The sequence below is a fragment of the Haloimpatiens lingqiaonensis genome, assembly GCF_901447495.1.
In the GTDB taxonomy this organism is placed as follows: domain Bacteria; phylum Bacillota; class Clostridia; order Clostridiales; family Clostridiaceae; genus Haloimpatiens; species Haloimpatiens lingqiaonensis.
This window is the reverse complement of the sequence record NZ_CABDWS010000006.1, coordinates 1-24,792: the sequence shown is the minus strand read 5'-3', so window position 1 is coordinate 24,792 and position 24,792 is coordinate 1. Positions and strand designations below refer to the sequence as shown.

The following is a 24,792-nucleotide window of genomic DNA, read 5'->3' as shown; positions in this document are numbered from 1 at the left end:
TTTAGTTGGCTAGGGTGTCAGAGGGCTAGAGGGCTAGAATTTAGTTGGCTAGTTGGCTAGTTGGCTAGTTGGCTAGTTGGCTAGTTGGCTAGTTGGCTAGTTGGCTAGTTGGCGGAAAAGCTCCGCTTTTCCCGCCAACTAAACTATACAATGAAGATTTTCCGTAGCATCGCGAAGGAAAATCCTCCTTATCTAGCACTCTAGCACACTGGCAAACTAGCACACTAATTTTGGCCCTCTAGCACACTATTCCCTAATTGTGTCTATTAAGCCATCCCACTACGTTCTCCATTACCTCTTCCCTATTAGTTTCATTAAGCATCTCGTGTCTTCCATCTTTATAAAGTTTATATTCTAAATCCTCTATTCCTAAACTTTTATAGGTATTTACTAAATTCATAACGCCCTTTCCAGCCTTGCCCACAGGATCCTTATCACCTGAGAATATATATATAGGCAAATCCTTTGGAACCTTTATAATTTCACTTTTACGTTGAATGAGTTTTAATCCATTTAAAAAATCGTAAAAAAATCCGGCAGTAAATATTCCACCACAATATTCATCAGCTACATATTTATCTACTTCTTTTTCATCCCTGCTTAACCAGTCAAATTCAGTTCTGCTAGGTTTAAAAGCTTTATTGTAACCTCCAAAGGACAAATCATTTAACTTCTTACTTTTACTACTTCTGCCTATTTTACTAACTTCCCTTTTGGCAATCAATGCCCCCATATCTAATATTAATCCTTGCTTTCCACAGCTGCCAGAAAGTATAGCTCCATTTATTTCTTTACCGTATAACTGTATATATCTTTGGGTTAAAAAAGAACCCATACTATGACCTAAAATAAATATAGGTAAATCCTTATGTTGTTTTTTTATATAGTTTGTTATTTGATGCATATCCTCCACCATATTATTAAAACCATTTTCACCCAAGTCCCCTACTTTATCCACAGATTCGGCAGTTTTTCCATGACCTCTATGGTCATTTGCATAGACTATATATCCTGCTTCCGTTAATTTATTTGCAAATCTTTTGTATCTCTCCGCAGTTTCCGCCATGCCATGAGCTATTTGAACAACTCCTACAGGCTTTATATTTTCTTCCGGAAACCAATTGTATATAAAAATATTTAGTCCTTTTTTCTCTTTGAAATTAAAAGTTTTTTCTCTCATATAATAATCTCCCCTTTAATTTGCAATTTGCAAAATTTTACCCCATATTGCCAACATTTCCGTTGCCTTTATACTTTAATTACCCAACTTTCATAAATTAATGTTGATTTTTATCTTTCTCTTGCCCATCCTCTAGATCTTTCTACTGCATCATGCCAATCCTTTAGTAACTTTTCTCTTCTTTCCTCAATCATAACTGGATTAAACACCTTAGACACAGCCCAATTAGTTGATATGTCCTCTTTATCCTTCCAATATCCTGTGGCTAAACCTGCCAAATAGGCTGCACCCAAAGCTGTAGTTTCCGTAACCTTAGGTCTATGAACTGACACATCTAATATATCTGACTGAAATTGCATTAAAAAATTATTTGCACAAGCCCCACCATCTACCTTTAATTCTTTAAGTTTTATGCCTGAATCCTCTTGCATAGCTTTTAAAATATCATAGGATTGATAAGCTATAGATTCTAGTGTAGCTCTTATAAAATGTTCTTTTTTAGTTCCTCTGGTAAGTCCAACTACAGTACCTCTAGCATAAGGATCCCAATAAGGAGCTCCTAATCCTACAAAGGCAGGAACTAAATATACTCCATCCGTATCCTCCACAGCTAAAGCATATTCCTCTGAGTCTGCGGCATTTTTAAGCATTCTCATTTCATCCCTTAGCCATTGAATAGATGCTCCGCCCATAAATATACTTCCTTCTAGAGCATAATTTACCTTTCCATCTACTCCCCAAGCTATGGTAGTAAGTAATCCATTTTGAGAGGCAACAGCTTTCTCACCTGTGTTCATAAGCATAAAACATCCAGTACCATAGGTATTCTTTGCGGCTCCCTCATCATAGCAAGTTTGTCCAAATAAAGCTGCCTGTTGGTCTCCTGCATCTCCTGATATCTTTATAGGCATTCCAAAAAGCACCTCATCTGTTTCCCCATAGATGTAGCTAGATGGCTTTACCTGTGGCAGCATAGACTCTGGAATGTCAAATTCCCTTAATAAATCCTCATCCCATTTTAATTCATGAATATTAAATAGCATGGTTCTAGAAGCATTAGAATAATCCGTTACATGAATTCTTCCCTTAGTTAAATTCCATATAAGCCAAGTATCTATATTTCCAAATAGGAGGTTTCCTCTTTCAGCTTCTTCTCTTGCTCCTGGCACATTATCTAATATCCATTTTATTTTCGTAGCAGAAAAATACGCATCTAAAACCAACCCCGTTTTATTTCTTATCACTTCATCCATGCCCTTTTTTCTGAGTTCATCACAAATATCTGCGGTTCTTCTGCACTGCCATACTATAGCATTATATACAGGAAGCCCTGTCCTCTTATCCCACACAATAGTAGTTTCCCTTTGATTTGTTATGCCTATAGCCTCTATATCTTTAGCTGATACATTTATGGTAAACATAGCTTCCGTAGCTACACTAAATTGAGTAGCCCAAATTTCCATAGGATTGTGTTCTACCCAGCCTGACTTTGGATAAATCTGCTTAAATTCCTTTTGAGCCATACTCACTATTTCACCTTTTTTATTGAACAATATACATCTTGAACTGGTAGTTCCCTGATCAAGCGCCATTATTAATTTTCCCATAATAAATCCTCCATATAGAAATTCTTGTCCAGTAACATATCCACCGCTATCTTGCCTCTTTATATTTTATAGAAAATAAATTTACTACAGTAGATAGTACTTACATAAACGTTTGCATGAAACTAAATTAATATTCTATTTTTATATATTCAATAATATTATCATCCTATCCTTTAATCAATTAAAAGTTATCAAATAATTCAACCTTCGCTGCTATGGAATATCAATATAAAATTTAGAATGAATTATAAAAATCCTTTAGATGAGTTTTTAAATTAACTCATCCACTTGTTTTGTAGCTATTATATTAATTCCAGTGCCCGCTACATTTTTTAATACTACATCTCCTATTTTTATAGGTGCTTTTACTACAACTCCTCTTAATTCATCTATACACTGAAAAATTCTATCCTTTGGTATATCATTTTCCGTTTTTACAGACACTGCATCTATTACTCCACCTTCTACCTTTACGGAAGATGTTACTATTCTAGTGGGATTAGTACACTCCTTTTCCGCATAAGTTTTACCCTTAGGACAAGTATTTCCCTTTACCTCTACTACTTCACCATTTTCTATTTTAACCTCTAAGGAGCATCCCATGGGGCAACCTATACAAGTTAATTCTCTAACATCACTCATACTAAAGCATTCTCCCTTCCTGTCATTACTCCAACTAATGCAGCACTTCAACTACTGCAAATTAGTAAGTAATAATTTATAATCAATATCTATTTTTCCACCGTTACCCTTATCTTTTTACAATGAGGATATTTATTAAGCATATCCTTATTAAGTTTTATCGTTTCCATTTCCCCTGGAGTAAGTATTCTCTTTTTCCTATAAATCTCTCTTGAATCATCAAAATAAACTGACACATAATTGTCATGAAAAACTTCTCCCACTCTAAATCTAATATCTATTTCCTTTTCTATATTATCAGGATTTATTTTCTTTGGAACAGTATATCTAACTCCACCTTCAGCTACTATATCTATGCCCTCTTGTCCATACTCTTTTCCCTTTACATAATTAGCAGCACTATTTCCTGCATTTATACTTTCTATAGTAACATTATCCACTAAATCATGTACATGAAGAACATTTCCACAGGCAAATATTCCATCTATATTAGTTTGGAAACTTTCATTAACTTGTGGTCCTCCAGTAACCCCTGATAATTCTACATTGGCTTTAGTAGACAACTCATTTTCCGGTAAAAGTCCTACAGATAAAAGCAATGTATCACAAGGTATATACTCCTCTGTTTCCTTTATAGGTTTTCTGTTTTCATCCACCTTTGCTATAATTACTCCTTCTAATCTATCTTTTCCCTTTATATCTACCACTGTATGTGAAAGCTTAAGAGGTATATTAAAGTCATCTAAACACTGTACTATATTTCTCTTAAGTCCACTAGAATAAGGCATAAGTTCTACCACTGCTTTAACTTTCGCTCCTTCTAATGTCATTCTTCTTGCCATTATAAGTCCTATGTCACCAGATCCAAGTATAACTATTTCCTTTCCTGGCATTACTCCTTCTATATTTACAAACTTTTGAGCAGCTCCTGCAGAATATATTCCAGCACATCTGCTACCAGGTATATTTATAGCTCCTCTTGGTCTTTCTCTGCATCCCATGGCTAAAATAACTGCCTTGGCTTTAATTTCCAATAATCCATCAGAAGAATTTACTACTGTTAAAATCTTTTCCTCATTTATATCTATAACCATACTATTTAATATATATGGAATCTTTAATTCATTCACCTGGTCTATAAATCTTTGGGCGTATTCTGGCCCTGTTAACTCTTCCTTAAAGGTATGAAGTCCAAAACCATTGTGTATACACTGATTAAGTATTCCCCCTAAGCAGTTATCTCTTTCTATTATAATAATATCATCTATTCCCTGTTCCTTTGCGGCTATAGCTGCTGCAAGTCCCGCTGGGCCTCCCCCTATTATTGCTATATCATAATTTTTCATGCTTTTACCTCCAAATTTGCTTAATAACTACATTTAAACTTTAAATAAACTATTTTAAATAAAACCCACCAATCACATGTGTATGATAATTATTTGAATATTAAACTTCATATTTATCTCTTATTTTCATTTAATAATATATTGGATTTGCCTCCAAACTTAGTTACATCCATTTTAGACATATTTAATTCTCTAGCTAATATATCCACTACCTTAGTAGAACAAAATCCTGATTGACATCTTCCCATGCCAGCTCTAGTTCTTCTTTTAACTCCATCTAAGTCTCTAGCTCCCATAGGTCTTCTTATGGCGTCTACTATCTCTCCTTCTGTAACTAGTTCACATCTGCATATTATATTTCCGTACAATGGATTTATTTTTATAATTTCTTTTCTCTCCTCATTAGACATTTCTCTAAATTTAGGTATCCCTTTTCTTATAGGATTAAATTTGTGATTTTTATCTGGATTTAACTTATTTATAACTATATTCTCAATCATCTCTGCTATGGCTGGAGCAGATGATAACCCTGGTGATTCAATACCTGCAGCATTTATAAAATTGTCCACATCTTCAGATTCTCCAATTATAAAATCATCTTCTGTGCTATGAGCTCTTAATCCCGCAAAAGATGTTATTATACTTCTCATTGGAATATTTTTTAGCGTAAGCTTAGCTTTTTCTAATATTTCTCCTAAACCTTCCCCTGTAGTATTCAAATCCCCTTTATCCTCTATATCTATAGCATTAGGTCCTATTAATAAGTTTCCATCCACCGTTGGGGTTACTAAAACACCCTTGCCCATTTTGGTTGGTAATTGAAATATTGTTTTCTCTACAGTTTTTCCGGCTGTTTTATCGAATAAGCAATACTCGCCTTTTCTAGCTATTATATTTATCTTATTTTCACTAACCATATTGTTTATACTATCTGCATTTACCCCAGCAGCATTTATTATTAATCTTCCTTCAATATCTTCTAAATTAGTCTTTACTATAAAACTATCTTTCTCCTTAACTACATCTAGAACTTCACAATTAAACTTAAAATCCACCCCATTTGTAAAAGCATTTTCTGCTAAAGCTATAGTCATTTCATAAGGACAAACTATACCTCCTGTAGGGGCATATAAAGCCGCCACAATATTAGAATTTAAATTAGGCTCCATAGCCATAAGCTCATTCTTATCTAATATCTTAAGTCCAGAAATTCCATTTTGTTCTCCTCTTTCCTTAAGTTCTTGAAGCTTACCTAAATCCTCCTTATTAAAACAAACTACCAAAGAGCCATTTCTCTTAAAAGGAAAATCCAATTCCTTAGAAAGCCTATCAAACATTGCGTTACCTTTTTTATTCAATACTGATTTTAAAGAACCTGGCTTAGCATCATGTCCAGCATGTACTATAGCACTATTAGCCTTAGTGGTTCCTACCGCCACATCAGAACCTTTTTCCAAAACACAAATATTTAAATTATATTTCGAAAGTTCTCTAGCCACACCACATCCTATAACACCTGCACCTATAACAATAACATCAAACATTTTAATCCTCCTTCAACTCAAAAAAGCAAAAAAACCACCATCTATAAAGAGGGTCTCCCTTTATAAACGTGGCTTATCTCTCTCACTCTCGCCGTATATTTCATTATAAAATTATTATACTTTAATATAAATACCTTTGTCAACGAACGGGAGACTCTACATATACCATATTTCTTCCTTGCTGGTGGAAATAGCAATGGCTCCTGCCTTTAAACTTCCTATTACATCTTCCTTATCAGCTATAAGTCCCCCAGTTATTACTGGTACATTGATTTCTTTTCTAACCTTCTCTGTTATTTTATTCATAACTCCAGGCAATATTTCCACTGCATCTGGTTTTATAGCCTTAGCAGTGGAAATTCCACTGCTTAAGGATAAATTGTCTAATATAAACAACCTTTGAATAGCAAATAAATTATTTTCTTTTGCAGCTTTTATTATACTAGCTTTTGTACTTATTATTCCGTGGGGATTTATCTTTTCTTTTATATATCTTAAAGCATATTCATCTCTTCCAAACCCATCCATAAGATCCACATGTATATAAATACTTTTTCCTGACTCTTTAACCTTATGAACTATCTTATCTAAGTTAAGAATATTACCTTTAAGTAAAAATATTATTTCACAGGGAGATTCTATTGCATTATGCAACTTTTCTAAATTATTCACTGCTGCTATTATTGGACTAATCTGCAACTTCCCATAAAACTCATTCTTCAAAAAAACCACTCCCATTAAATTTTATATTTTACTAATTCCCCTTTAAATATTTGTGTAATCTTTTGGAATTTGTCTATGTTATCCACTAATTTCTTCAATTCATTTGTGTAATTATTAACGCTAGCACTTACTTCCTCTGAGGAAGCTGAGTTCTCTTCTGCAATAGCTGCTAATGACTCTATATTTTCGTATATACTAGCTATAGAATCCGCTTCTTTATTTAATTCATTTATAGTTTTTATCATAGATGAAGATACTGTTTGTATTGATTTATTTGCTTCATAACTAATGTTTTTAACAGTTTCTAAGCTAGTTGTCTCGCTCTCTAATACATCATATTGATTTCCTATACTGTTTACTAAATCCCTTATATCTCCCACAAATTCAGCTAAGTTTGAATTTATATCCTCTACAGCAGTTTTAGTTTGTTCAGCAAGCTTTCTAACCTCTTCCGCTACCACTGCAAATCCTCTTCCCTGTTCTCCTGCTCTAGCCGCTTCTATAGAGGCATTTAATGCTAAAAGATTAGTTTGCTCAGATATTTGAGAAACTATTAAAACTATATTAGTTATATCATTAGCCCTTCCTTGTAAATTCAGTCCCTTATCTTTTACCCCTTGGAACTTTTCTAATGTATTTAATATATTATTACTTGTCTTTTGAACATTTTCATAGCTATTATTTATTTTTTCAATAGCTTTTTCTAACTCTTCCTTATTAATATTTTCATTTTCTACTATACGCTTTAGCATTTGTACATTTTCATTTAATGCTAATGCAGTTCCTTCAGTATTTTGCGCTTGACTTACAGCTCCATCAGCTACTTGTTCCACCACACCAGCTATTTCATCAGATGTAATTTTCATAGTATCTGATATATTGTTTATATTATTTACAAAATTATTCATTTCATCTGTAACACCCTTGAATTCTACAAAATCAGCTTTTATAACTTCTTTATATCCCTTTAATGAACGGAATATATCTTCAAAGAAGTCATTTGTTTCTATATCCGAATCTTCATTATAATTGTGATTATTAATCTGCCTTATAGTTTCTTCTATCATATTTTTAGGTCTTATAAGAAAATATGTACCCATAAATGATGCTATAGATGAAACTAAAGAAATGATTAATCCTTTTAAGATATTATTAGCTCCCAAAACAGGCAATGTTCCAATAATAGATACTAAAAATGTAAATATTGCAACCTTAGCTTCTAATTTTTTTATAAATCCTAAGGATAATAATTTATTAAATTTATACACTCTTTTGTAATAAATATCTTTATTAAAAGTAAGCTTTAACTTTAAAAAATCATTTCTTCTCTCTAATTCATCTATTTGTATATCTTCTTTAAAAAATTCACAACTACCTTGTATTAATCCAAGAAAGTAATCAAACATACCCCTGTTGGAGCTATATGTAAAGATAGCCTGTCTATTAGATACGGGGTCTATATTTAATATAGGCGGCTTAGCTCCTTTAAATTTTTTAGTCATTACCACATGTACGTGAAACATAGATTTAAAAAATGAATACATATTTTCATGCTGAAAGAAAGCTGGAAAATCTTCATGGAATGACATTATATTGCTCTTACCTATTTCCATCCAAAGTTTTTTGCTATTTAACCCTATACCAGAAGCTATATTTTCTATAACCCTCTTTATCTTTGAATCTTCTACATCCTCTAATGGAGAAAATATCCTGCTAGTTTCCCAACCTTCTGATTCCATAGCTCTATCAACCACTTCATCATTATATAATTTTCTACAAGTTCTTAACCATGTCGCTACTACTGTACCTTTCATACTGCTCCCCCTTAACTCTAAAACTTATAATCTCAATTATATATTCGTTTATATATACTTTTTATTAATAATTAATATTAAATAAATCTTTAAAATAGAGAATTGAAGTTAATCAATTCTCTTAAAATTCCCATATTTATATTAAAAACAATTTTTACTATATAAATTATACCACTTTATTGATTTTTTTCTATATGAAATATCCTATTGTATGGGATATTCAATTGTTGGATGATAAAGATTAGAATATGGTGTTGGTGGAATAAAAATAGCTTCTTCATACCCTCTAGGTTGTAGTTCGGCTATTTTAGTAACTGCAACATATATATCTGATATTTTATACCAAGTTGGATAATCTACTACTCCTATTGGTGGTAAATAGAAAACCTTTTGGAATGTAGTAACTGCATTTTTAGTGCTTTCTCCATATATTCCATCTGCTATAACCTTAGGAATAGCTGGATAGTCCTGAGAAATTCTATTTAAATAAGTTTGAATTGTTCTAACAGGTTCTCCTGATGAACCTAGTTTTAAAACAAATCCTGGATAGGACATAGGAATTCCTCTAACCTGTTTTGCTGTTTCAAATTCTAAATTAGATCCATAAAAACTAGTTAATATTTCATATGGAACTTTTCCTTCATCACCTAAATACTTACTCCCCCATTGAGTAAGCCAACCTGGACATTGAACCTTTACTCCATCACAATATTGAGTGAGAAGTGGCTGCTTTCTCGTTGGTCTTTTAGCATATGTGGAAAATATACCATCCACTATCCTGCTTATATTAGCATATATATTTCTTCCATAAGTAAATGCATGATCATATGCCGTGGAATTGGTTATATCAAAACTTTTTCCCTTGCCCCTATACCATTCTGTATATATTCTATTTAAAGTAAATGATATTATACAATATATATTAGCTCTTATAGTTGTTTCTGGCCAAGTAGAAAATATTTCACTGGACGCTACATTTTTTATATAGTCCTTATATCTAACGGTATAATTAGGGGCCGATTGATCATTAGGTCCTCCAGCATGAACTACTATAAATTCTGGCACTACAGGTTCTGGAAGCACTACTCCTCCTGTAGGTTTAGGTTCTTCCTTATTAGGGTCTTCCGGTATCTTTGGAGGATAATTACCAACTAGAGTATTAGGTGGTATATCTATTAATTCTTCCTCTTGCCTATTTGGAGCTGTTTTCTCCATTTTACATTCTTGCACTGCTAAGGTCTGAGGATATATTTGACAATCCTTTACAAACAGCGTTCTATACCCTGGAGCCTCAACTCTTATATCACAAAAACTATATGGCAATTTATCTGAAGGTTTCATAGAAAACTCCAAATCAGGAGCATTTAATCCCAATTCATTTGTCAATCCAGATGTATCTGTGGTAGTAGTTTCCTCTAACTGTCTTGTACTATCTTCTGGTCTTTGCACTATAGTTACCTTTGCACCGTCTATAGGTATATAGGTTTCCCCTTCAAAAACTTGTACTTGAATGGTACCTTCACTTGGCATATTCAGTCTCCTTATATAATTACTCTAATAACAATAATATGGTATTTGCATTAAAAACGTTCTTACTTCTTACCTTGTATAGTGTAGAGCTTGAACTTTATATGCGAAAGTTTAGTTATCTATTAATTCATATACATCCTTGGGTATATTTATATAAATATTGCCCTCTGCCTCATTAACTAACTTACTTTTATATATCTCATATTCAATTATGCCTCTATCAATATTTTTTTCTCTCTCAAACCCTCTCACTGACATAAAAACTTTGTCTAAATCTAATTGACCATATCCCCATTCTCTATTGGGATAAACATCACCAGTTCTCTGTCTTGCTCCTCTTATAAGATAAGTTTTTAACTTAGTTGAATACATAGTTTTATCATTTCCTTTAACTATACCCCATTCCAAAAGCAAAGCCGAAGCCCCTGCAGTTACTGCTGCTGCCACACTGCTTCCGCTTACCGTAGTTACGCCTCCACCAACAGAGGTAGTTACAGCATTTACTCCTCCAGCTGCTATGTCTGGCTTTACTCTTAAATCCCTAGTATAACCTTTACCAGAAGCAGCTACTACAGTATTAGTATTTTGATTATAATAAGCACAAGATATGATTTTATTAGAAGTAGATGGTATTGTTAGAGTTACATATTGAGATGGCGCCAAAAATCTCGTACCATCTTTAAGAAGTTCCCTTTGTGGCAGCCATATATCATATCTTCCACTAACTATATAATCCCCTATTAGTTTAAATCGCCATATACCACTAGTTACATTTTTAATATTAACTCTAATAAGCTCATCTCCTGTTATTTCCTCTGGAATAAAATATTTCACTAATATAGTGCTACCTTCATAAACTAATCTTATTTCCTCCTGTTCCTGAATCTTTGCTGGTATCCTATCCACTACTTCACCGGATGGGGATATTATTCCTATGGATACCTTATCAGGTTTTTTGCACCATATTTCAAAACTTAAATCTCTTTCCATTTCATCAACTTTTATCTCAACAATTCTTTCCTCACCTTGTTTAAGAATACCATCAGTATGAATATCACCGTCGCCTTCATTACCACATGCTGTAACCGCAACTATGCCCCTTATTTTACTTATTTCATCTATAAATCTTTCTAATATAGCACTTCCATCATGAGCCCCTTCATTAGTTCCTAAAGGTATATATATTACTGTGGGCATATTTAATTTTTTAGCTAAATTATATATATGCTTAACTGCTAATATTATATTTACGCTGGAATATACAGGTATACCTTTTCCCTCAATAGCCCCTGAAGGCAATATAACTCTATCTGGTTTTAACTTAACTACTGCAAACTGACAATCTGGTGCTGCACCTACTAATTCAGGGTTAATACCTCTTGCACCTATTATTCCAGCCATGTTGGTTCCATGTCCCACTTCATCCTTGCTATTCACAATAGCATAAGGATCTTCTCCTTTTGCTTTAGCTGATATAGCATTATTTATTTCCTCACTGCTATACTCTCTTCCAAAACCAAAATCCTTAGGGAAATTATTCCCTGGTACTGTTTGATCCCATATATCAATTATTCTAGTGGTATCATTCTCATACATAAACTCTTTATTTAAATAGTCAATTCCAGTGTCCACCATACCCACCAGTACTCCCTGTCCTCTTAGATTTAAGAATGGACTAGTATGAAACTTTAATATATTAGCAGAATCCAAAGGTGATACTTGATTTAATGTATAGTGTGTCAAGTCTTCTACATAAATTATTTCCTTAGTTTTACTAAAGAACTCTTCTGCCTTGCTCTCATCTATATAAATTACTGCATATCTCTCATCTAAAATAAGAGGATATGCAAAATCTATATTTTTAAACAATGACATTATATCTCCATCATATTCCACTATATAAGATGCCTTATTAACTTCCTGTCTAAAATTTCTACTACCCATCACCAACTCCATTCCCCCTTTTACACATAATTTTCCATATCCCCAAGTAGGTCCTGGGTACTGTACATCATTTTTATCCCTTGTAGCTCCCTTAAGCAAAAGGTACTTTAGCCTATCCCCATACATATAAGTATCATTGCCTTGAACAATTCCCCATTGCATTAAAAGTGCCGCTGCTCCTGCTACATGTGGTGCAGCCATGGAAGTACCTGATAAGCTATCAAAAGTCCCCATAGGAATTGATGATAATATTCCTTCTCCAGGAGCGACCAAATCAGGTTTATCACCACCTACTTCTCCCCTTCCTGAGAAACTAGATATACTATTTAATTTATAATCATAACTTCCTACAGAAATTACCCCTTGCACAGTGGCTGGAATACCTAATGTGTTAAAGGGATTGGGTTTCAAAAACTTTGTATTAGGATTTAACCCTTCCGCAATAGGCAGCCAAATATCATACTTACCCCTAGTTTTACTTAAAGAATTTATAGTAATTTGCCAAACTCCCCCAAGTATAAATTCCTTTTCACTGGTGAAAGTTATTACTATTTCACCATTTATATCAAAAGGTTTAGGTCCGCTATTATATATAAAATATCTGTCATTACCTATAGTCCCTTGATAATATCCTTCCTTTATAAATACATTTTGTGATACTATCCCTGCAGGGCTTTTTATTTCTATACTTATATCATCAAGAAAATCCTTGTAAAATTGTAGCACTATAACCCTCTCATCTTCCGCTATGCTTATAGATATATTTTGAGAAGTTTCTAAAATTCCTCCCACATGATGCGCCCTGTCTCCCTCATTGCCTGAAGCCACCACAAAGCTAATTCTTTCAAAATTACAAATGGCATTAATATATTGCTCTAAAAGGCTATTGCCATTGTGTGCTCCGTCATTACTGCTAAAACTCAAATTAATAACTAAAGGCTTTTTAATCTGGTAACTTTTATCCACTAAAAATTTTATTCCTCGCATTAACTGAGTACTTCTGGCATAGTTTACTTTTCCCTCTGGAGTCATTTTTACCATGGCTATAGAAGATTCATACGCCACGCCATAGTACTTTCTATCTATATTACCTCCGGCACAAGCTATACCTGCCACATGTGTTCCATGACCAGATAAATCCCTTTCATTTACAATTTGGTACGGATTAGGAGATTTCAAAGCCATATTTATCTCATTTTTATCCCATACCTTCCCTCCTTGAGATAAATCATATATATACTCTATGCGCGTATTTCCATCTACATCTTTAAAAGCCGGATGAGTAAAGTCTATACCTGAATCTATAAATCCAACAAGTACATCTTTTCCTGTAAGCCCATACAAATTCCACACATCCAGAACACAAGAAGCCCTATTACTCTCTAAATCTGAAGCATATAATATTTTAGGTAGCTCTATGTATTGAATTTCTTCAATACTTCCTAGCGCCTCTAACTTATCGCTATTTATGGTTATTATTCCAAAACCGTATCCTAAATTTTCAAATACTCCACCCATGTTTTCTATTTTTTCTTTAACTATACTTCCTTTCTCTCCAAATAAAATTACTAACTCTAAAAAACCCTTAAGTATATCCTCATTTTTAGAAAGCTGGGCTATCCGCTCTTTTACATCAAGTGGCACATTATTTAATAAGTTTAAAATCCCGCCCGTGTTTTCCGTAAATACTCACCTCGAAATATTGCTTAACATTATATTTTATGAAACTTTTACTAAATAAGTTACTAAAGGAATACATTTAGAGTCGGAAATTCGTTTGCTAGTGGAGTAGTTGTCCAAGTGACCAGATGGCTAGAACTTAGGCAATATTTTTTGTAAAGTATTGATAAAATTTATAAATATAGTTATTATTTATAATATATAATAATATTAATAAACAATTCTAAAATAATGAAACTTAAACACTAAATAAAAAAGGGAGGGAAAGTATTGGAAAAGAATAAACTATTACCATTAGCTATAATTATACTTGCAATTAGTATAGTTTTTAGTTCTATATGGATAGGGCAATCTTTAAAAGCATTTGCAAATAAAAATACTCCTGTAAATTCACAACAAAATGATATTTTGGGACTTGAAGAAGCAGCAAAATATTTAAATATTAGCAAATCAGAGTTACTATATCTTTCTGAAGGAAAAGGTTCAACCATTAATTATATTAAAATTAATGGTAAATACATCTTTAGTAAGGAAGGGTTGAATAAGTGGGTCCAATCTACTAAATTGGAAGCTCAGCAGTAAATCTTATTTTATTTACTACGTCAAAAAAACTACACGAAAGGCTTCGCTTAAAAAAATCATGAGCTCCTTATTTATAAACAGAGCTCTTAGCTTCAGATGGAGTTTTTACTCCAACTGAAGGTTAGAGATCGTTATCCAGGGACGTAGCTGCCGTTATCTCCCACTTTGTTAGAAGTGGGAGTGTTACGGCAGGTAGTCATCGGATAAATTAAAGATTTTCTGAATAAAATGAAGAAAATCCACATTAATTGATATTTAATATTTGATATTTGATATTTATATATTTAGTCTGGCTACCGCCAATAAAAGATTTAAGTTAAGTCCAAAAATAGCTAACACAATTTCATAACATGAAATTATGTTAGCTATCTTTTTTACATTCTAAAATTTTTCGTAATGCAATGAAGAAAAATTATCCTTTACTAGCCCTCTAGCACACTGGCACACTAGCCCACTGAAAATTGTGACAACGTCACAATTTTCTTATAGTATTATTTCTACTTTGTCTATTTTAACTAATGGTTTAATATTTTTAATTTCTGCGGTTTCTGTAATTACATTTCCTCTGTTACTTATTAAAAGAACCTTATTGTTGTCTAGCCTTTTAATTTGTCTTACAACTCTTTCACCCTTATGCTCCAATAAACAAACAGAGTTATTTTCAACTTCACTTATAGTATGTCCAAAAGCTATATCGCCTTTTGCTATTCTGAAACCTATCATATCATCATCTTGTATAGCTAAAAATAAGACCTTGTCTTGGCTATGTCCCTCTATTTTGTTTGATATTAAAGGAAGTGTCTTCTTGCCTAAAACTCTGTTTAAGCTGTAATCATATACTGGTATAGCCTTTAATATGGATGAAAAAGCTTCTCCCCAAACAGCTGAAACTTCTTTTTCCTTAGTTATACCTAATTTTCTATTTACAACTTTTACTTGATCATTTTCTTCTTCTTTAAAGTTCATGGTTAAGTCATTTAGATCTTCCCCTAATACCTTTGAGGCTTTTTCTATAAGATTTTCATTCATAACCTTTCTTCCCTGTTCTACTTCGGTTATAAACTTTTCAGCCACTCCTAATTTTTTAGCTAACTTTTTTGCACTTATTCCTTTTTCATTTCGTATTTTTTGTATTTTTTCCCCTATTCTACTCATTTATATACCTCGTTTCTTTATGCCCTTTTGTTAGAGTTTTTTCTATACCATTCTCGCTCTCTTAAAAGCTCCTTTAAAAGTTCTTTAAATGTCCATTCTCTTGATGTTTCAGTAACCACCGCAAGAATGCATACTAGATTTTTATTGGCTCTAATTTTACCTATTAATTCTTCTAGCTTAAAATCTTCTATATTATTAAACAATATGGTCTTTTCTTCTGGCATTTCCCTATCATATACTTCTATCATCAATCCATCTAGTATATCTTTTACTTTCATATTTGCCATAGTGTTCTTTATTATTTTAAACCTTAGAGATTCTTCACTACATAAAGAATTTAGGAATTCATTTTCCTCATCACTGAATCCATAGGCTAGTATAGAAGAGTTGTTATCCAAAATTATCCCCTCTCTCATAAGTTTCTTATTACAATAATTAACTTAATATGAACTATCCTCCACTGACTTACACCAAGTTGAGGCTTCTTAATTAAATAAATTTTACAGTATCACTACTACATTTTTTCTGGTTCGTTATATTCTACACCAAAAGTTTCTACAGTAACCTCTTTCATAATTTGAGGTTCCATTGGATTATCCCTATGGTCTCTTTCTGTAGCTGCTATCTTTTGAGCAACTTCCATGCCTTCTATAACCTTACCAAAGCCAGCATATTGTCCATCTAAATGTGGAGCCGCTCCTACCATTATAAAAAATTGACTACCTGCTGAATTAGGTGCCATAGTTCTAGCCATAGATAAAACACCTTCAGTGTGCTTTAAATCATTTTTAAATCCGTTAGACTTAAATTCTCCCTTTATAGAATATCCTGGACCGCCAACGCCTGTGCCATGAGGGCATCCTGCTTGAATAACAAACCCTGGTATAACCCTGTGAAAGCATATGCCATCATAGAATTTTTTATTTATCAAACTTATAAAATTATTTACAGTATTAGGTGCTACCTCTGGATATAATTCTGCCTTTATAATATCTCCATTTTCCATTTTAATAGTAACTATTGGATTTGCCATGTTTATCTCTCCTTTAACATACTTAATTTGTATTTTTAAATAATTATATCACATTTTATAGTATTATCCATTTATTTAATCCTTAGTATTTATTCTATCTTTTCTTCTTTCCATAGTATTTTTATATTTATATTGTTTATAGGCTTGTCAACTTTAATATTTAAAAAACCCTTAGGAAGTAGAATTATACATTTATTAGGGAGCATTTCAACTCTTTTCTTCTCATTATTGTTTATACTAGCTAAATGTATATACTCCTTTTCTTCAATAACATCATTGAAAAATAAAAACTTCATATTTTTTTCTTCAAAAGAAAATTCCCTGTTTCCACTTCCAATTCTTAAATAAAAATTCTTGTTTTCAGACTTAACAAATATATTTTTAATTATATATATGCTGTTACTATTCTTAGGATTTGCAATTGTTATATTGTCAAATTCATATTTACTATTTATTTCTTTATCCATTTCCTTTAGTTCATAACTTTTTAAATAATCCTCATCATTTTTATCTAATATAAAGCCTTTCATTTCATCACCCTCACCATGGTATTTTCATAAGAATTGTACTATTATTTTATTCTAATAAAAATATAAAGTGAGGGTTTGTTTATAAAATATCATTAATATTTCCTAATTTTTCTTTCCTAAAACTATCCTAACATTGTTATAATTACTACATTTAAATCTACATCAAAAGTACAAAAACTTATTAATTTTTGTAAAAATAAAGATACTTTTTCAAAAAAAATAAAAAGAGCAATTAAAATAACTGCTCTTAAAAATTAATGTTTTAATATATAAAGTAAGGGTGTAATATTATGAGTATTAACTTTATTACCTTTGAATTCAACAATTTTATTTAATTGTTTTTTCTATACTCAATATATCAAATCTCTCAAGTATTGTCAATGTTTTCACAAAGTTTTTTTACTATATATTCATAAGTTTATAGCTTAATTTAATTATTTCTTCTCCATCTAATGAATTATATATGAATATTTTACCTTCTTGTTTTTTATTATTGAGCATTTTTCTACTTTGTAATTGCCTTTTCAGCTGCATAGAAGTACCTGTACTCCCATCAATAATAGGTATATCTTCTCCTATTATTTGGGATAATTTATTTTTTATAAATGGATAATGAGTACATCCCAAAACTATAGATGAAATTTGTTCATTAGAAAATTCTTTAAGCTTTTCTCTTAAATATTCCTCTAATTCTAAACTATCTATATCTCCCTTTTCAATAAACTCCATTAATCCTGGACAAGGCAATGGAACTATATCGTAATCTTTTTTATATTTTTCCATTAAATTTTTAAACTTCTTTTCTGAAAGGGTTACAGTTGTAGCCATTATTATAATTTCACCCTGCCTATTAAGTTCCACAGCAGGTTTTAAAGCAGGCTCTATACCTATAATAGGCATGGAATACCTCTTTCTAAGCTCATCAACTGAAGCACTAGTTGCCGTATTACATGCTATAACTATGGCTTTTACTTCTTTAGCTAAAAGAAAATCCACCACATTATTTGTCAATCTTCTTATTTCTTTTACACTCTTAGTACCATAGGGCGCATTTTTTGTATCTCCATAATATATAAAATCCTCATGAGGCAATAATTTAATAGCTTCTTTTAAAACACTTAATCCACCTAAACCAGAATCAAATATTCCTATAGGTTTACTGCTTTCTTCCATATTTCCTGCACCACCTTGTGTTAAACAAATATAAATCCTTTACTTAGATATTTTAACAAACTACACTATAAAAATACAAATAAAATATAGAAAAATATTAAAAATCAATGTTTTTTTCACTATTATTAGCTTCTTTTAAATATTTATATTAAATTAACCTATGAATCCATTTCATTTTTCTTGACATTGAATTGTTATTAATGTAGAATTTTTGGCATATAATTTTTTCTTGGAGGGATGTTTATGAATGATTTACTATACACAATTTCAAAAGAAAACCACTCCCCTAAAGCGCTAAAAGATATATTATCTAATGCTCCTGAGGTAAAATTCGTTTCTTTTGTAGGCGTGGACTTAGCTGGAAATGACACAGATGAAAAGATTCCAATATCATTATTTCTAAAGGATATAGAAGGTTTTTTAACAGGTGCTATACAAACTGACGGCTCATCTGTAGCACTACCTGGTATAGCCACTATAAACAATGCAAAAATTGATATGATTGCGGATAAGGACTCAACTTGGTTTATAGACTATAACTATGAACATTTAGACTCTAAAAGTGGGCGCCCTATAGGAACCCTTAGAATCCCTTGTTTTTTATATCATGATAGCAAGGCTGTAGACTCTCGTTCAATTCTAAAAAATGCCATTCATTTTTTCAAAACTTCTCTTATGAATATGTTTAGAGAAACTCCTGAACTTTTACATACCTATAATATAGAGTTTGATGACATTGAAGATATTTCAGTTACTGCCGCTACAGAACTAGAATTTTGGGTTCAAACACCTAATGACGAAGCTCATGTAGAAGAACTGTCCACATCTCAAGTACTTCAAGAGCAATACTGGACAAGAACCAAAGGCTCTGTAAGAACTTCATTAGAACAATGTCTAATGCTTATGGAGGCTTATGGCTTTAATCCTGAAATGGGTCACAAGGAAGTAGGGGGCGTAAAAGCTAAAGTAAATGAATCAGGCAGCTACACACATATAATGGAGCAGCTAGAAATAGATTGGAAATACTCTAATGCTATTCAAACCTCAGACAATGAAATCATTATTAAAAATATAGTAAGAGAAACTTTTAGATTAAACGGGCTTGATGTTACCTTTTTAGCTAAGCCAATTGATTCAGTGGCAGGTAGCGGAAAGCATACTCATATTAGTATAACTTTAAACTGTAAATCCGGAAAATGCATAAATTTATTTACTGCCACTAAGGATCATTTTCTTAGTGCCATAGGTTATGCATCAATAATGGGAATTCTAAAAAATTATGAGGTGATAAGTCCCTTTGTTTCCCCTACATATAATTCCCTTAAGAGATTAAAACCAGGCTTTGAAGCACCTGTTTGTGTAGTTACTTCCTTAGGACATACAGTAGAAATGCCTTCTAGAAATAGGACTATACTATTAGCTCTTATAAGAGATTTAGATAATCCTTTTTCAACTAGATTTGAATTGAGATCGCCAAACCCACATACTAATACTTATTTATGTATAGCTTCCATGTGTATGGCTATGTTAGACGGAATAAGTTATGCAATAAAAGAGTCTAAAACTGAAGATGACCTATTAAAAGAGTTATCTAAAAATTATGGGGAAGAATTTGGATACTTAGAGAAGTATAGAATGTATAGAAGTGAAGATGATGTATTCCATAAATATTCTGAAAAAGATAGAGATAAGTTCTTTGGAAAAGCTCCTAAAACTGTACAGGAAAATCTTTCATTTTTAGATAATTGTAAAGATAAAGTGGCTATATTAAAGAAAGGTAATGTCTTTACTGATACAATAATTAATGGTTTTAAAAGTACTTCTATTAAAAGGTGGCTAATGGAAATAAACCATAGAATAATAAATAACTATATGAAAGAGGTTAGAGGCTATAAGAAATTGCATTTAGATGATTTAGCTCTAGACTTAGACCTTTCATATTGGATAAAAATAAATGATTTAAGAAAGTACATAATGAAGGATACTTATGATAGAAAAAGTCTATTTACTCAAATAAAAGAAGCTAGTAAAAATGAGGATTTACCTCTTATATCTGAACTTCAATTAGAGCTAGACAACAAAATGGAAGAACTTAGAAAATTATATTGTACTTATGAAAAAAATTTATTAGATATTTAACTGAAAGATCTATCCATCTTCTGTAAGTGAGCATAGTTCACCTCTTACAGAATTGTAAACTACAAAATAATAAATCCATACACCTTTACTTAAAATAACCCCCATGAAAAACCTTACTAATGGCTTTCATGGGGGTATTTATCATATTTTTTTAGCGCTTAAAGCTGCACCAATGGCTCCTGCATACTTTGCCAAAGGATGAGTTTCTACTTTTTTCTGTAACTTCTCTGAAAGTTTATCTACGAAGTCCTTATTTCCACTAAGTCCCCCAGTAAAAAAATAATTCTCTGAAGAGGAGTGTTTGTAGCACAAGGATTTCACTTTACTTACTATAGAATCTACTATAGCATAAGCTATATCCTCTCTTCTCTTTCCCTTAGCCACCAAGCTTATTACCTCTGATTCTGCAAAAACAGTACACATAGAGCTTATAGTTACTCCACTGCCTTCTTTAGAAAGCCTGCATAGGGTTTCTAGATCTACTCCTAATTTATTAGCCATTATCTCTAAAAATCTTCCTGTACCTGCAGAGCATTTGTCATTCATTAAAAAATCAGTAACCATTCCCTTTTGCACAGTTATTACCTTAGTATCCTGTCCCCCTACATCTATAACTGTGCAATCACCCTTATATAGATAATTAGCACCTTTTCCATGACAGGTTATTTCTGTAATAGTTTTATGGGCATAGGGCACTGAAATCCTTCCATATCCAGTGGCAACTATTTTAGAATTCTCTTCATTTACTCCCTGCTGCTGTAACTTATTTTTTATGTTTTCAGAGGTTTCTACGCTATTCCATCCCGCTGGCACAGAAAATTTAATTTTTAATTCCTCGCCCTCAAAAGCTACTACCTTTGTAGCTGTGGATCCCATATCTATTCCTACATAATACATGTCTCATCATCCTTTAAGCATAAAAATTAGTATACTTCTTCTTTAAAGTATAAAATCCTATTATATCCACATGATTTTCTTCTATTAAGCCTTTTATTCTATCCTCATCTTCTTTTTCATAAATTATGCATATACCACAGCAAGTAGAAAGTTCTCTTGGAGTAGGAGAGATTACATATTTTATATTTTGTTCTTTAAGCAAATTTTCTAATTTAGTGCCTTCTGTATGATTTCTAAAAAGTATATAATGATTCTCTTTTTCCATTAAAATCACCTTAAATCATTTCTAAGAATGCTTCTACTCTTGTTTTTATTTGACCTGAATCCTCTGTGGAATAATCTGTTTCTATATGCATAACTGGTATATTTTTATCTTTTAGCATATCCCTAATGCTCTTATCTTCAACGGCATATGTATGGCAGAAAGATAAATTATAGTCAATAACTCCATCCACATCATATTCCTTTGCATATCTTAATATATCATCTATTCTTCCACTATTTGGTGTAAAGCAAGCACAGTTGATATTTAGATATCTTCTAGCTAAATTATCTATTAAATCATCCAAAGTTTCTCCATCTTCACAAACTTCATTTTCAAAATATCTTGTACCAGTGCAAGTTTCTTCAACTACAATCTCAGCACCTAAGTTCTCTATTATGCTATGTATTTTCCAGTTTGGAAGAGCCATAGGAGTTCCTGTTATCATAAGTCTCTTCTTTTCTTTAGCTTGTCCCTTCTTTATTCTTTCCTCTAATTCATCACATAGCTTGTTTACATTATCTACAAATCTATTTACATCATCATAAAAAGCAATTTGAGATATTAAAAGGCAATCAAGTCCACTTATTGGAGATGGTTTATGTTTTCTTAAGTCATATAATCTCTTTAAAGCTCTTCTCTTTTTATTAGCTAATTTTATAGCTTCTTTTAAATTCTCTACAGTAACCTTATTTCCAGTTAACTGTTCCATTTTATCTATAAATATTCTTATTTCATCTTTCCACATAGTATAGTCTTTTTCTCTCTTCATTTGTGGTAAATCCATTACATGAACAGGAGTATATTCATTTAATAATTCCCAAGCTTTTTTCTTTCCATCACATGTAGTTTCCCCAACCAACATATCACAAGATTGGAAATATGGACATGTAGCTCCAATTTTAGCTCCTGTAAATGCTTTAATTAAAGGACATAGATTTTTAGGAAGAACCTTTTCTCCATCCTCTATCCAAAACTGAGATCCTGCACAAAGCCCTACTCCTAAAGCACCTGTAGCTAATATTACTTCATCTGGTACAAAAACACAAAATGTTCCTATAACCTTACCACCATTTTTCTTGTGTTCTTCTAATTCCTGAATTCTTGCACCATGAACTTCTGAAACTACATAGTTAAAATAGTTCATTCCTTCTGGTCTATCCTCTTGTTGTAAATAAACTGAACCATACAACTCTGGTAAAACCTCACACAATTGATCGTGCTTTTCTAAATTGATATTTAACTTTTTCCACATTTCTCTATAGTCTGCCATAAAATTCAACTCCTTTATTCATCATTCACATAAATAGTAACATAATCTATTACCATATAGGTTTTGATTTTTTAATAGAACTTTAGGCAGCTATTGATTTTGTAAATAACAATTACCCTTTCATAAATATAAAAGAACTTCGTTCCTGCAAAAGGAAAACGAAGTTCTTTAAATTTAACACTCTATTAAAATATTTTCATGCATGTATTTTAGAATTCTGCACTACCTGGAGTTCTTGGGAATGGTATAACGTCTCTTATATTGCTCATACCTGTTAGATACATTATCATTCTCTCAAATCCTAAACCAAAACCAGCATGCTTAGTTTCTCCATATTTTCTAAGCTCTAAATACCACCAGTAATCTTCCTTTTCTAATCCAAGCTCTGCAATCCTAGCCTCTAAAACATCAAGTCTTTCTTCTCTTTGGCTTCCTCCTATTATTTCTCCAACTCCTGGCACTAGAAGGTCTGCTGCTGCAACAGTTTTGTTGTCATCATTAATTCTCATGTAGAATGCCTTTATATCCTTTGGATAGTCAGTTACAAATACTGGCTTATTGTATATTTTCTCTGTTATATATCTCTCATGCTCTGTTTGAAGATCGCATCCCCATTCTACTGGGTACTTAAACTCTACATCTGCTTTTTTCAATAATTCTACAGCTTCAGTATAAGATATTCTTGCAAAATCAGAATTTAAAACATTGTTTAATCTATCCTTTAGTCCTTTATCTATAAAGCTGTTGAAGAATTCTATTTCTTCTGGAGCATTTTCCATTACATATTTTATTATATATTTAACCATTTCTTCTGCTAAATCCATGTCATCTGCAAGATCTGCAAAAGCTATTTCTGGTTCTATCATCCAGAACTCTGAAGCGTGTCTTCCTGTGTTTGAATTTTCTGCTCTAAAAGTTGGTCCAAAAGTATATATATTTCTAAATGCTAGAGCATATATTTCTCCTTCTAGCTGACCACTTACAGTAAGGTTAGCAGATTTTCCAAAGAAATCCTGTGAATAGTCTATTTTACCCTTTTCATCCTTTGGAAGGTTCTCCATGTCTAAAGTAGTAACTCTAAACATTTCTCCTGCACCCTCGCAGTCGCTGGCAGTTATTATTGGAGTGTGTACATATACAAAACCTTGTTCCTGGAAGAATTTATGAACAGCATAAGCAGCTATTGAACGCACTCTAAATACTGCTGAAAAAGCGTTACTTCTTGGTCTTAAGTGAGCTATACTTCTTAAATACTCAAAGGTATGTCTTTTCTTTTGTAGTGGATAATCTGATGAAGAGTTTCCCACTTTAGTAACCTTTGAAGCTTTAATTTCAAAAGGTTGCTTTGTTCCTGGTGTTTCAACTACTTCTCCTATTACTTCTATAGAAGCACTTATAGGTAATTTACCTAATTCACTAAAGTTTTCTAAAGCTTCATCAAATACTATTTGTACATTCTTAAAAAAACTTCCATCATTAACTTCTATAAACCCAAAAGCTTTTGATGCTCTTACTGTTTTTACCCAGCCTGATATTTTTACTTCTTTACCTATATACTGCTTTGTTTCTCTGTAAAGACTCTTAATTAGTATGTCTTTCATTATATTTCCTCCTCGTATAATAAGTTTATAGCAGTCATTTAACTGACTATAAACTTATTTATTTTTATATTTTAGTATAGATAAGAAAGTATCTATGTTTTTCTGTGGGGATTCTCCCAATTCCATAGTTGCTGTCT

General features: G+C 32.1%; 20 protein-coding genes. 2 read left to right on the top strand and 18 right to left on the bottom strand.

Annotation, left to right across the window (positions count from 1 at the left end; translation table 11 throughout):
* Positions 1 to 253 precede the first annotated feature (253 nt).
* The 9 genes from FGK85_RS02185 to FGK85_RS15690 form a co-directional block, all read right to left on the bottom strand.
* Positions 254 to 1,180 carry an alpha/beta hydrolase gene (locus FGK85_RS02185; protein ID WP_138203352.1) on the bottom strand — a complete coding sequence of 309 codons (927 nt, stop codon included), beginning with the start codon at positions 1,178 to 1,180 and terminating at the stop codon, positions 254 to 256.
* 110 nt (positions 1,181 to 1,290) lie between these two features.
* Positions 1,291 to 2,787: a glycerol kinase GlpK gene (glpK, locus tag FGK85_RS02180; protein ID WP_138203350.1), complete on the bottom strand. Its 1,497-nt coding sequence runs from the start codon at positions 2,785 to 2,787 to the stop codon at positions 1,291 to 1,293.
* Between the two features lie 270 nt (positions 2,788 to 3,057).
* Positions 3,058 to 3,429, bottom strand: coding sequence for a DUF1667 domain-containing protein (locus tag FGK85_RS02175; protein WP_138203348.1), 372 nt, complete (start codon positions 3,427 to 3,429; stop codon positions 3,058 to 3,060).
* 89 nt (positions 3,430 to 3,518) lie between these two features.
* A complete protein-coding gene (locus FGK85_RS02170) occupies positions 3,519 to 4,775 on the bottom strand; it encodes an NAD(P)/FAD-dependent oxidoreductase (RefSeq protein ID WP_138203346.1) in 1,257 nt (418 codons plus the stop codon).
* 113 nt (positions 4,776 to 4,888) lie between these two features.
* The gene (locus tag FGK85_RS02165) at positions 4,889 to 6,319 is read right to left on the bottom strand and encodes an NAD(P)/FAD-dependent oxidoreductase (protein ID WP_138203344.1); all 1,431 of its coding nucleotides are present in this window, start codon (positions 6,317 to 6,319) and stop codon (positions 4,889 to 4,891) included.
* Positions 6,320 to 6,475: 156 nt separating this feature from the next.
* A complete protein-coding gene (locus tag FGK85_RS02160; protein WP_243122780.1) occupies positions 6,476 to 7,051 on the bottom strand; it encodes a glycerol-3-phosphate responsive antiterminator in 576 nt (191 codons plus the stop codon).
* A 5-nt stretch (positions 7,052 to 7,056) separates the two neighbouring features.
* Complete coding sequence (locus FGK85_RS02155) at positions 7,057 to 8,856, bottom strand: heme NO-binding domain-containing protein (protein WP_138203340.1); 1,800 nt, start codon at positions 8,854 to 8,856, stop codon at positions 7,057 to 7,059.
* A 204-nt stretch (positions 8,857 to 9,060) separates the two neighbouring features.
* Positions 9,061 to 10,386 (bottom strand): peptidoglycan-binding domain-containing protein, encoded by a 1,326-nt coding sequence (locus FGK85_RS02150; protein WP_138203338.1) that lies wholly within the window; start codon positions 10,384 to 10,386, stop codon positions 9,061 to 9,063.
* Between the two features lie 111 nt (positions 10,387 to 10,497).
* Positions 10,498 to 13,995: a S8 family peptidase gene (locus tag FGK85_RS15690; RefSeq protein WP_279232895.1), complete on the bottom strand. Its 3,498-nt coding sequence runs from the start codon at positions 13,993 to 13,995 to the stop codon at positions 10,498 to 10,500.
* A 285-nt stretch (positions 13,996 to 14,280) separates the two neighbouring features.
* Between FGK85_RS15690 and FGK85_RS02140 the strand changes: the two genes are divergently transcribed.
* On the top strand, positions 14,281 to 14,592 hold the full coding sequence (locus tag FGK85_RS02140; RefSeq protein WP_138203336.1) for a helix-turn-helix domain-containing protein: 312 nt from the start codon (positions 14,281 to 14,283) through the stop codon (positions 14,590 to 14,592).
* Between the two features lie 483 nt (positions 14,593 to 15,075).
* On the opposite strand, the gene FGK85_RS02135 is transcribed toward FGK85_RS02140, so the two are convergent.
* The 5 genes from FGK85_RS02135 to murI form a co-directional block, all read right to left on the bottom strand.
* On the bottom strand, positions 15,076 to 15,747 hold the full coding sequence (locus tag FGK85_RS02135; protein ID WP_138203334.1) for a helix-turn-helix domain-containing protein: 672 nt from the start codon (positions 15,745 to 15,747) through the stop codon (positions 15,076 to 15,078).
* 17 nt (positions 15,748 to 15,764) lie between these two features.
* The gene (locus FGK85_RS02130; RefSeq protein ID WP_171011302.1) at positions 15,765 to 16,145 is read right to left on the bottom strand and encodes a DUF3783 domain-containing protein; all 381 of its coding nucleotides are present in this window, start codon (positions 16,143 to 16,145) and stop codon (positions 15,765 to 15,767) included.
* 116 nt (positions 16,146 to 16,261) lie between these two features.
* The gene (locus FGK85_RS02125) at positions 16,262 to 16,780 is read right to left on the bottom strand and encodes a peptidylprolyl isomerase (protein WP_138203330.1); all 519 of its coding nucleotides are present in this window, start codon (positions 16,778 to 16,780) and stop codon (positions 16,262 to 16,264) included.
* Positions 16,781 to 16,869: 89 nt separating this feature from the next.
* The gene (locus tag FGK85_RS02120; RefSeq protein ID WP_138203324.1) at positions 16,870 to 17,310 is read right to left on the bottom strand and encodes a hypothetical protein; all 441 of its coding nucleotides are present in this window, start codon (positions 17,308 to 17,310) and stop codon (positions 16,870 to 16,872) included.
* Between the two features lie 402 nt (positions 17,311 to 17,712).
* Positions 17,713 to 18,483, bottom strand: a complete 771-nt coding sequence (gene murI, locus FGK85_RS02115) for a glutamate racemase (RefSeq protein ID WP_138203322.1) — start codon at positions 18,481 to 18,483, stop codon at positions 17,713 to 17,715.
* 243 nt (positions 18,484 to 18,726) lie between these two features.
* Between murI and FGK85_RS02110 the strand changes: the two genes are divergently transcribed.
* Positions 18,727 to 20,622 (top strand): type I glutamate--ammonia ligase, encoded by a 1,896-nt coding sequence (locus FGK85_RS02110; RefSeq protein ID WP_138203320.1) that lies wholly within the window; start codon positions 18,727 to 18,729, stop codon positions 20,620 to 20,622.
* A gap of 141 nt (positions 20,623 to 20,763) precedes the next feature.
* On the opposite strand, the gene FGK85_RS02105 is transcribed toward FGK85_RS02110, so the two are convergent.
* The 4 genes from FGK85_RS02105 to asnS all read right to left on the bottom strand — a co-directional run bounded on the left by FGK85_RS02105 (position 20,764) and on the right by asnS (position 24,655).
* Positions 20,764 to 21,519, bottom strand: a complete 756-nt coding sequence (locus FGK85_RS02105) for an acyl-CoA dehydratase activase (protein WP_138203319.1) — start codon at positions 21,517 to 21,519, stop codon at positions 20,764 to 20,766.
* A 13-nt stretch (positions 21,520 to 21,532) separates the two neighbouring features.
* Positions 21,533 to 21,784: a putative Se/S carrier protein gene (locus tag FGK85_RS02100; protein WP_138203318.1), complete on the bottom strand. Its 252-nt coding sequence runs from the start codon at positions 21,782 to 21,784 to the stop codon at positions 21,533 to 21,535.
* Positions 21,785 to 21,794: 10 nt separating this feature from the next.
* On the bottom strand, positions 21,795 to 23,054 hold the full coding sequence (locus FGK85_RS02095; protein WP_138203316.1) for a double-cubane-cluster-containing anaerobic reductase: 1,260 nt from the start codon (positions 23,052 to 23,054) through the stop codon (positions 21,795 to 21,797).
* A gap of 209 nt (positions 23,055 to 23,263) precedes the next feature.
* Positions 23,264 to 24,655 carry an asparagine--tRNA ligase gene (gene asnS / locus FGK85_RS02090; RefSeq protein ID WP_138203314.1) on the bottom strand — a complete coding sequence of 464 codons (1,392 nt, stop codon included), beginning with the start codon at positions 24,653 to 24,655 and terminating at the stop codon, positions 23,264 to 23,266.
* Positions 24,656 to 24,792 lie beyond the last annotated feature (137 nt).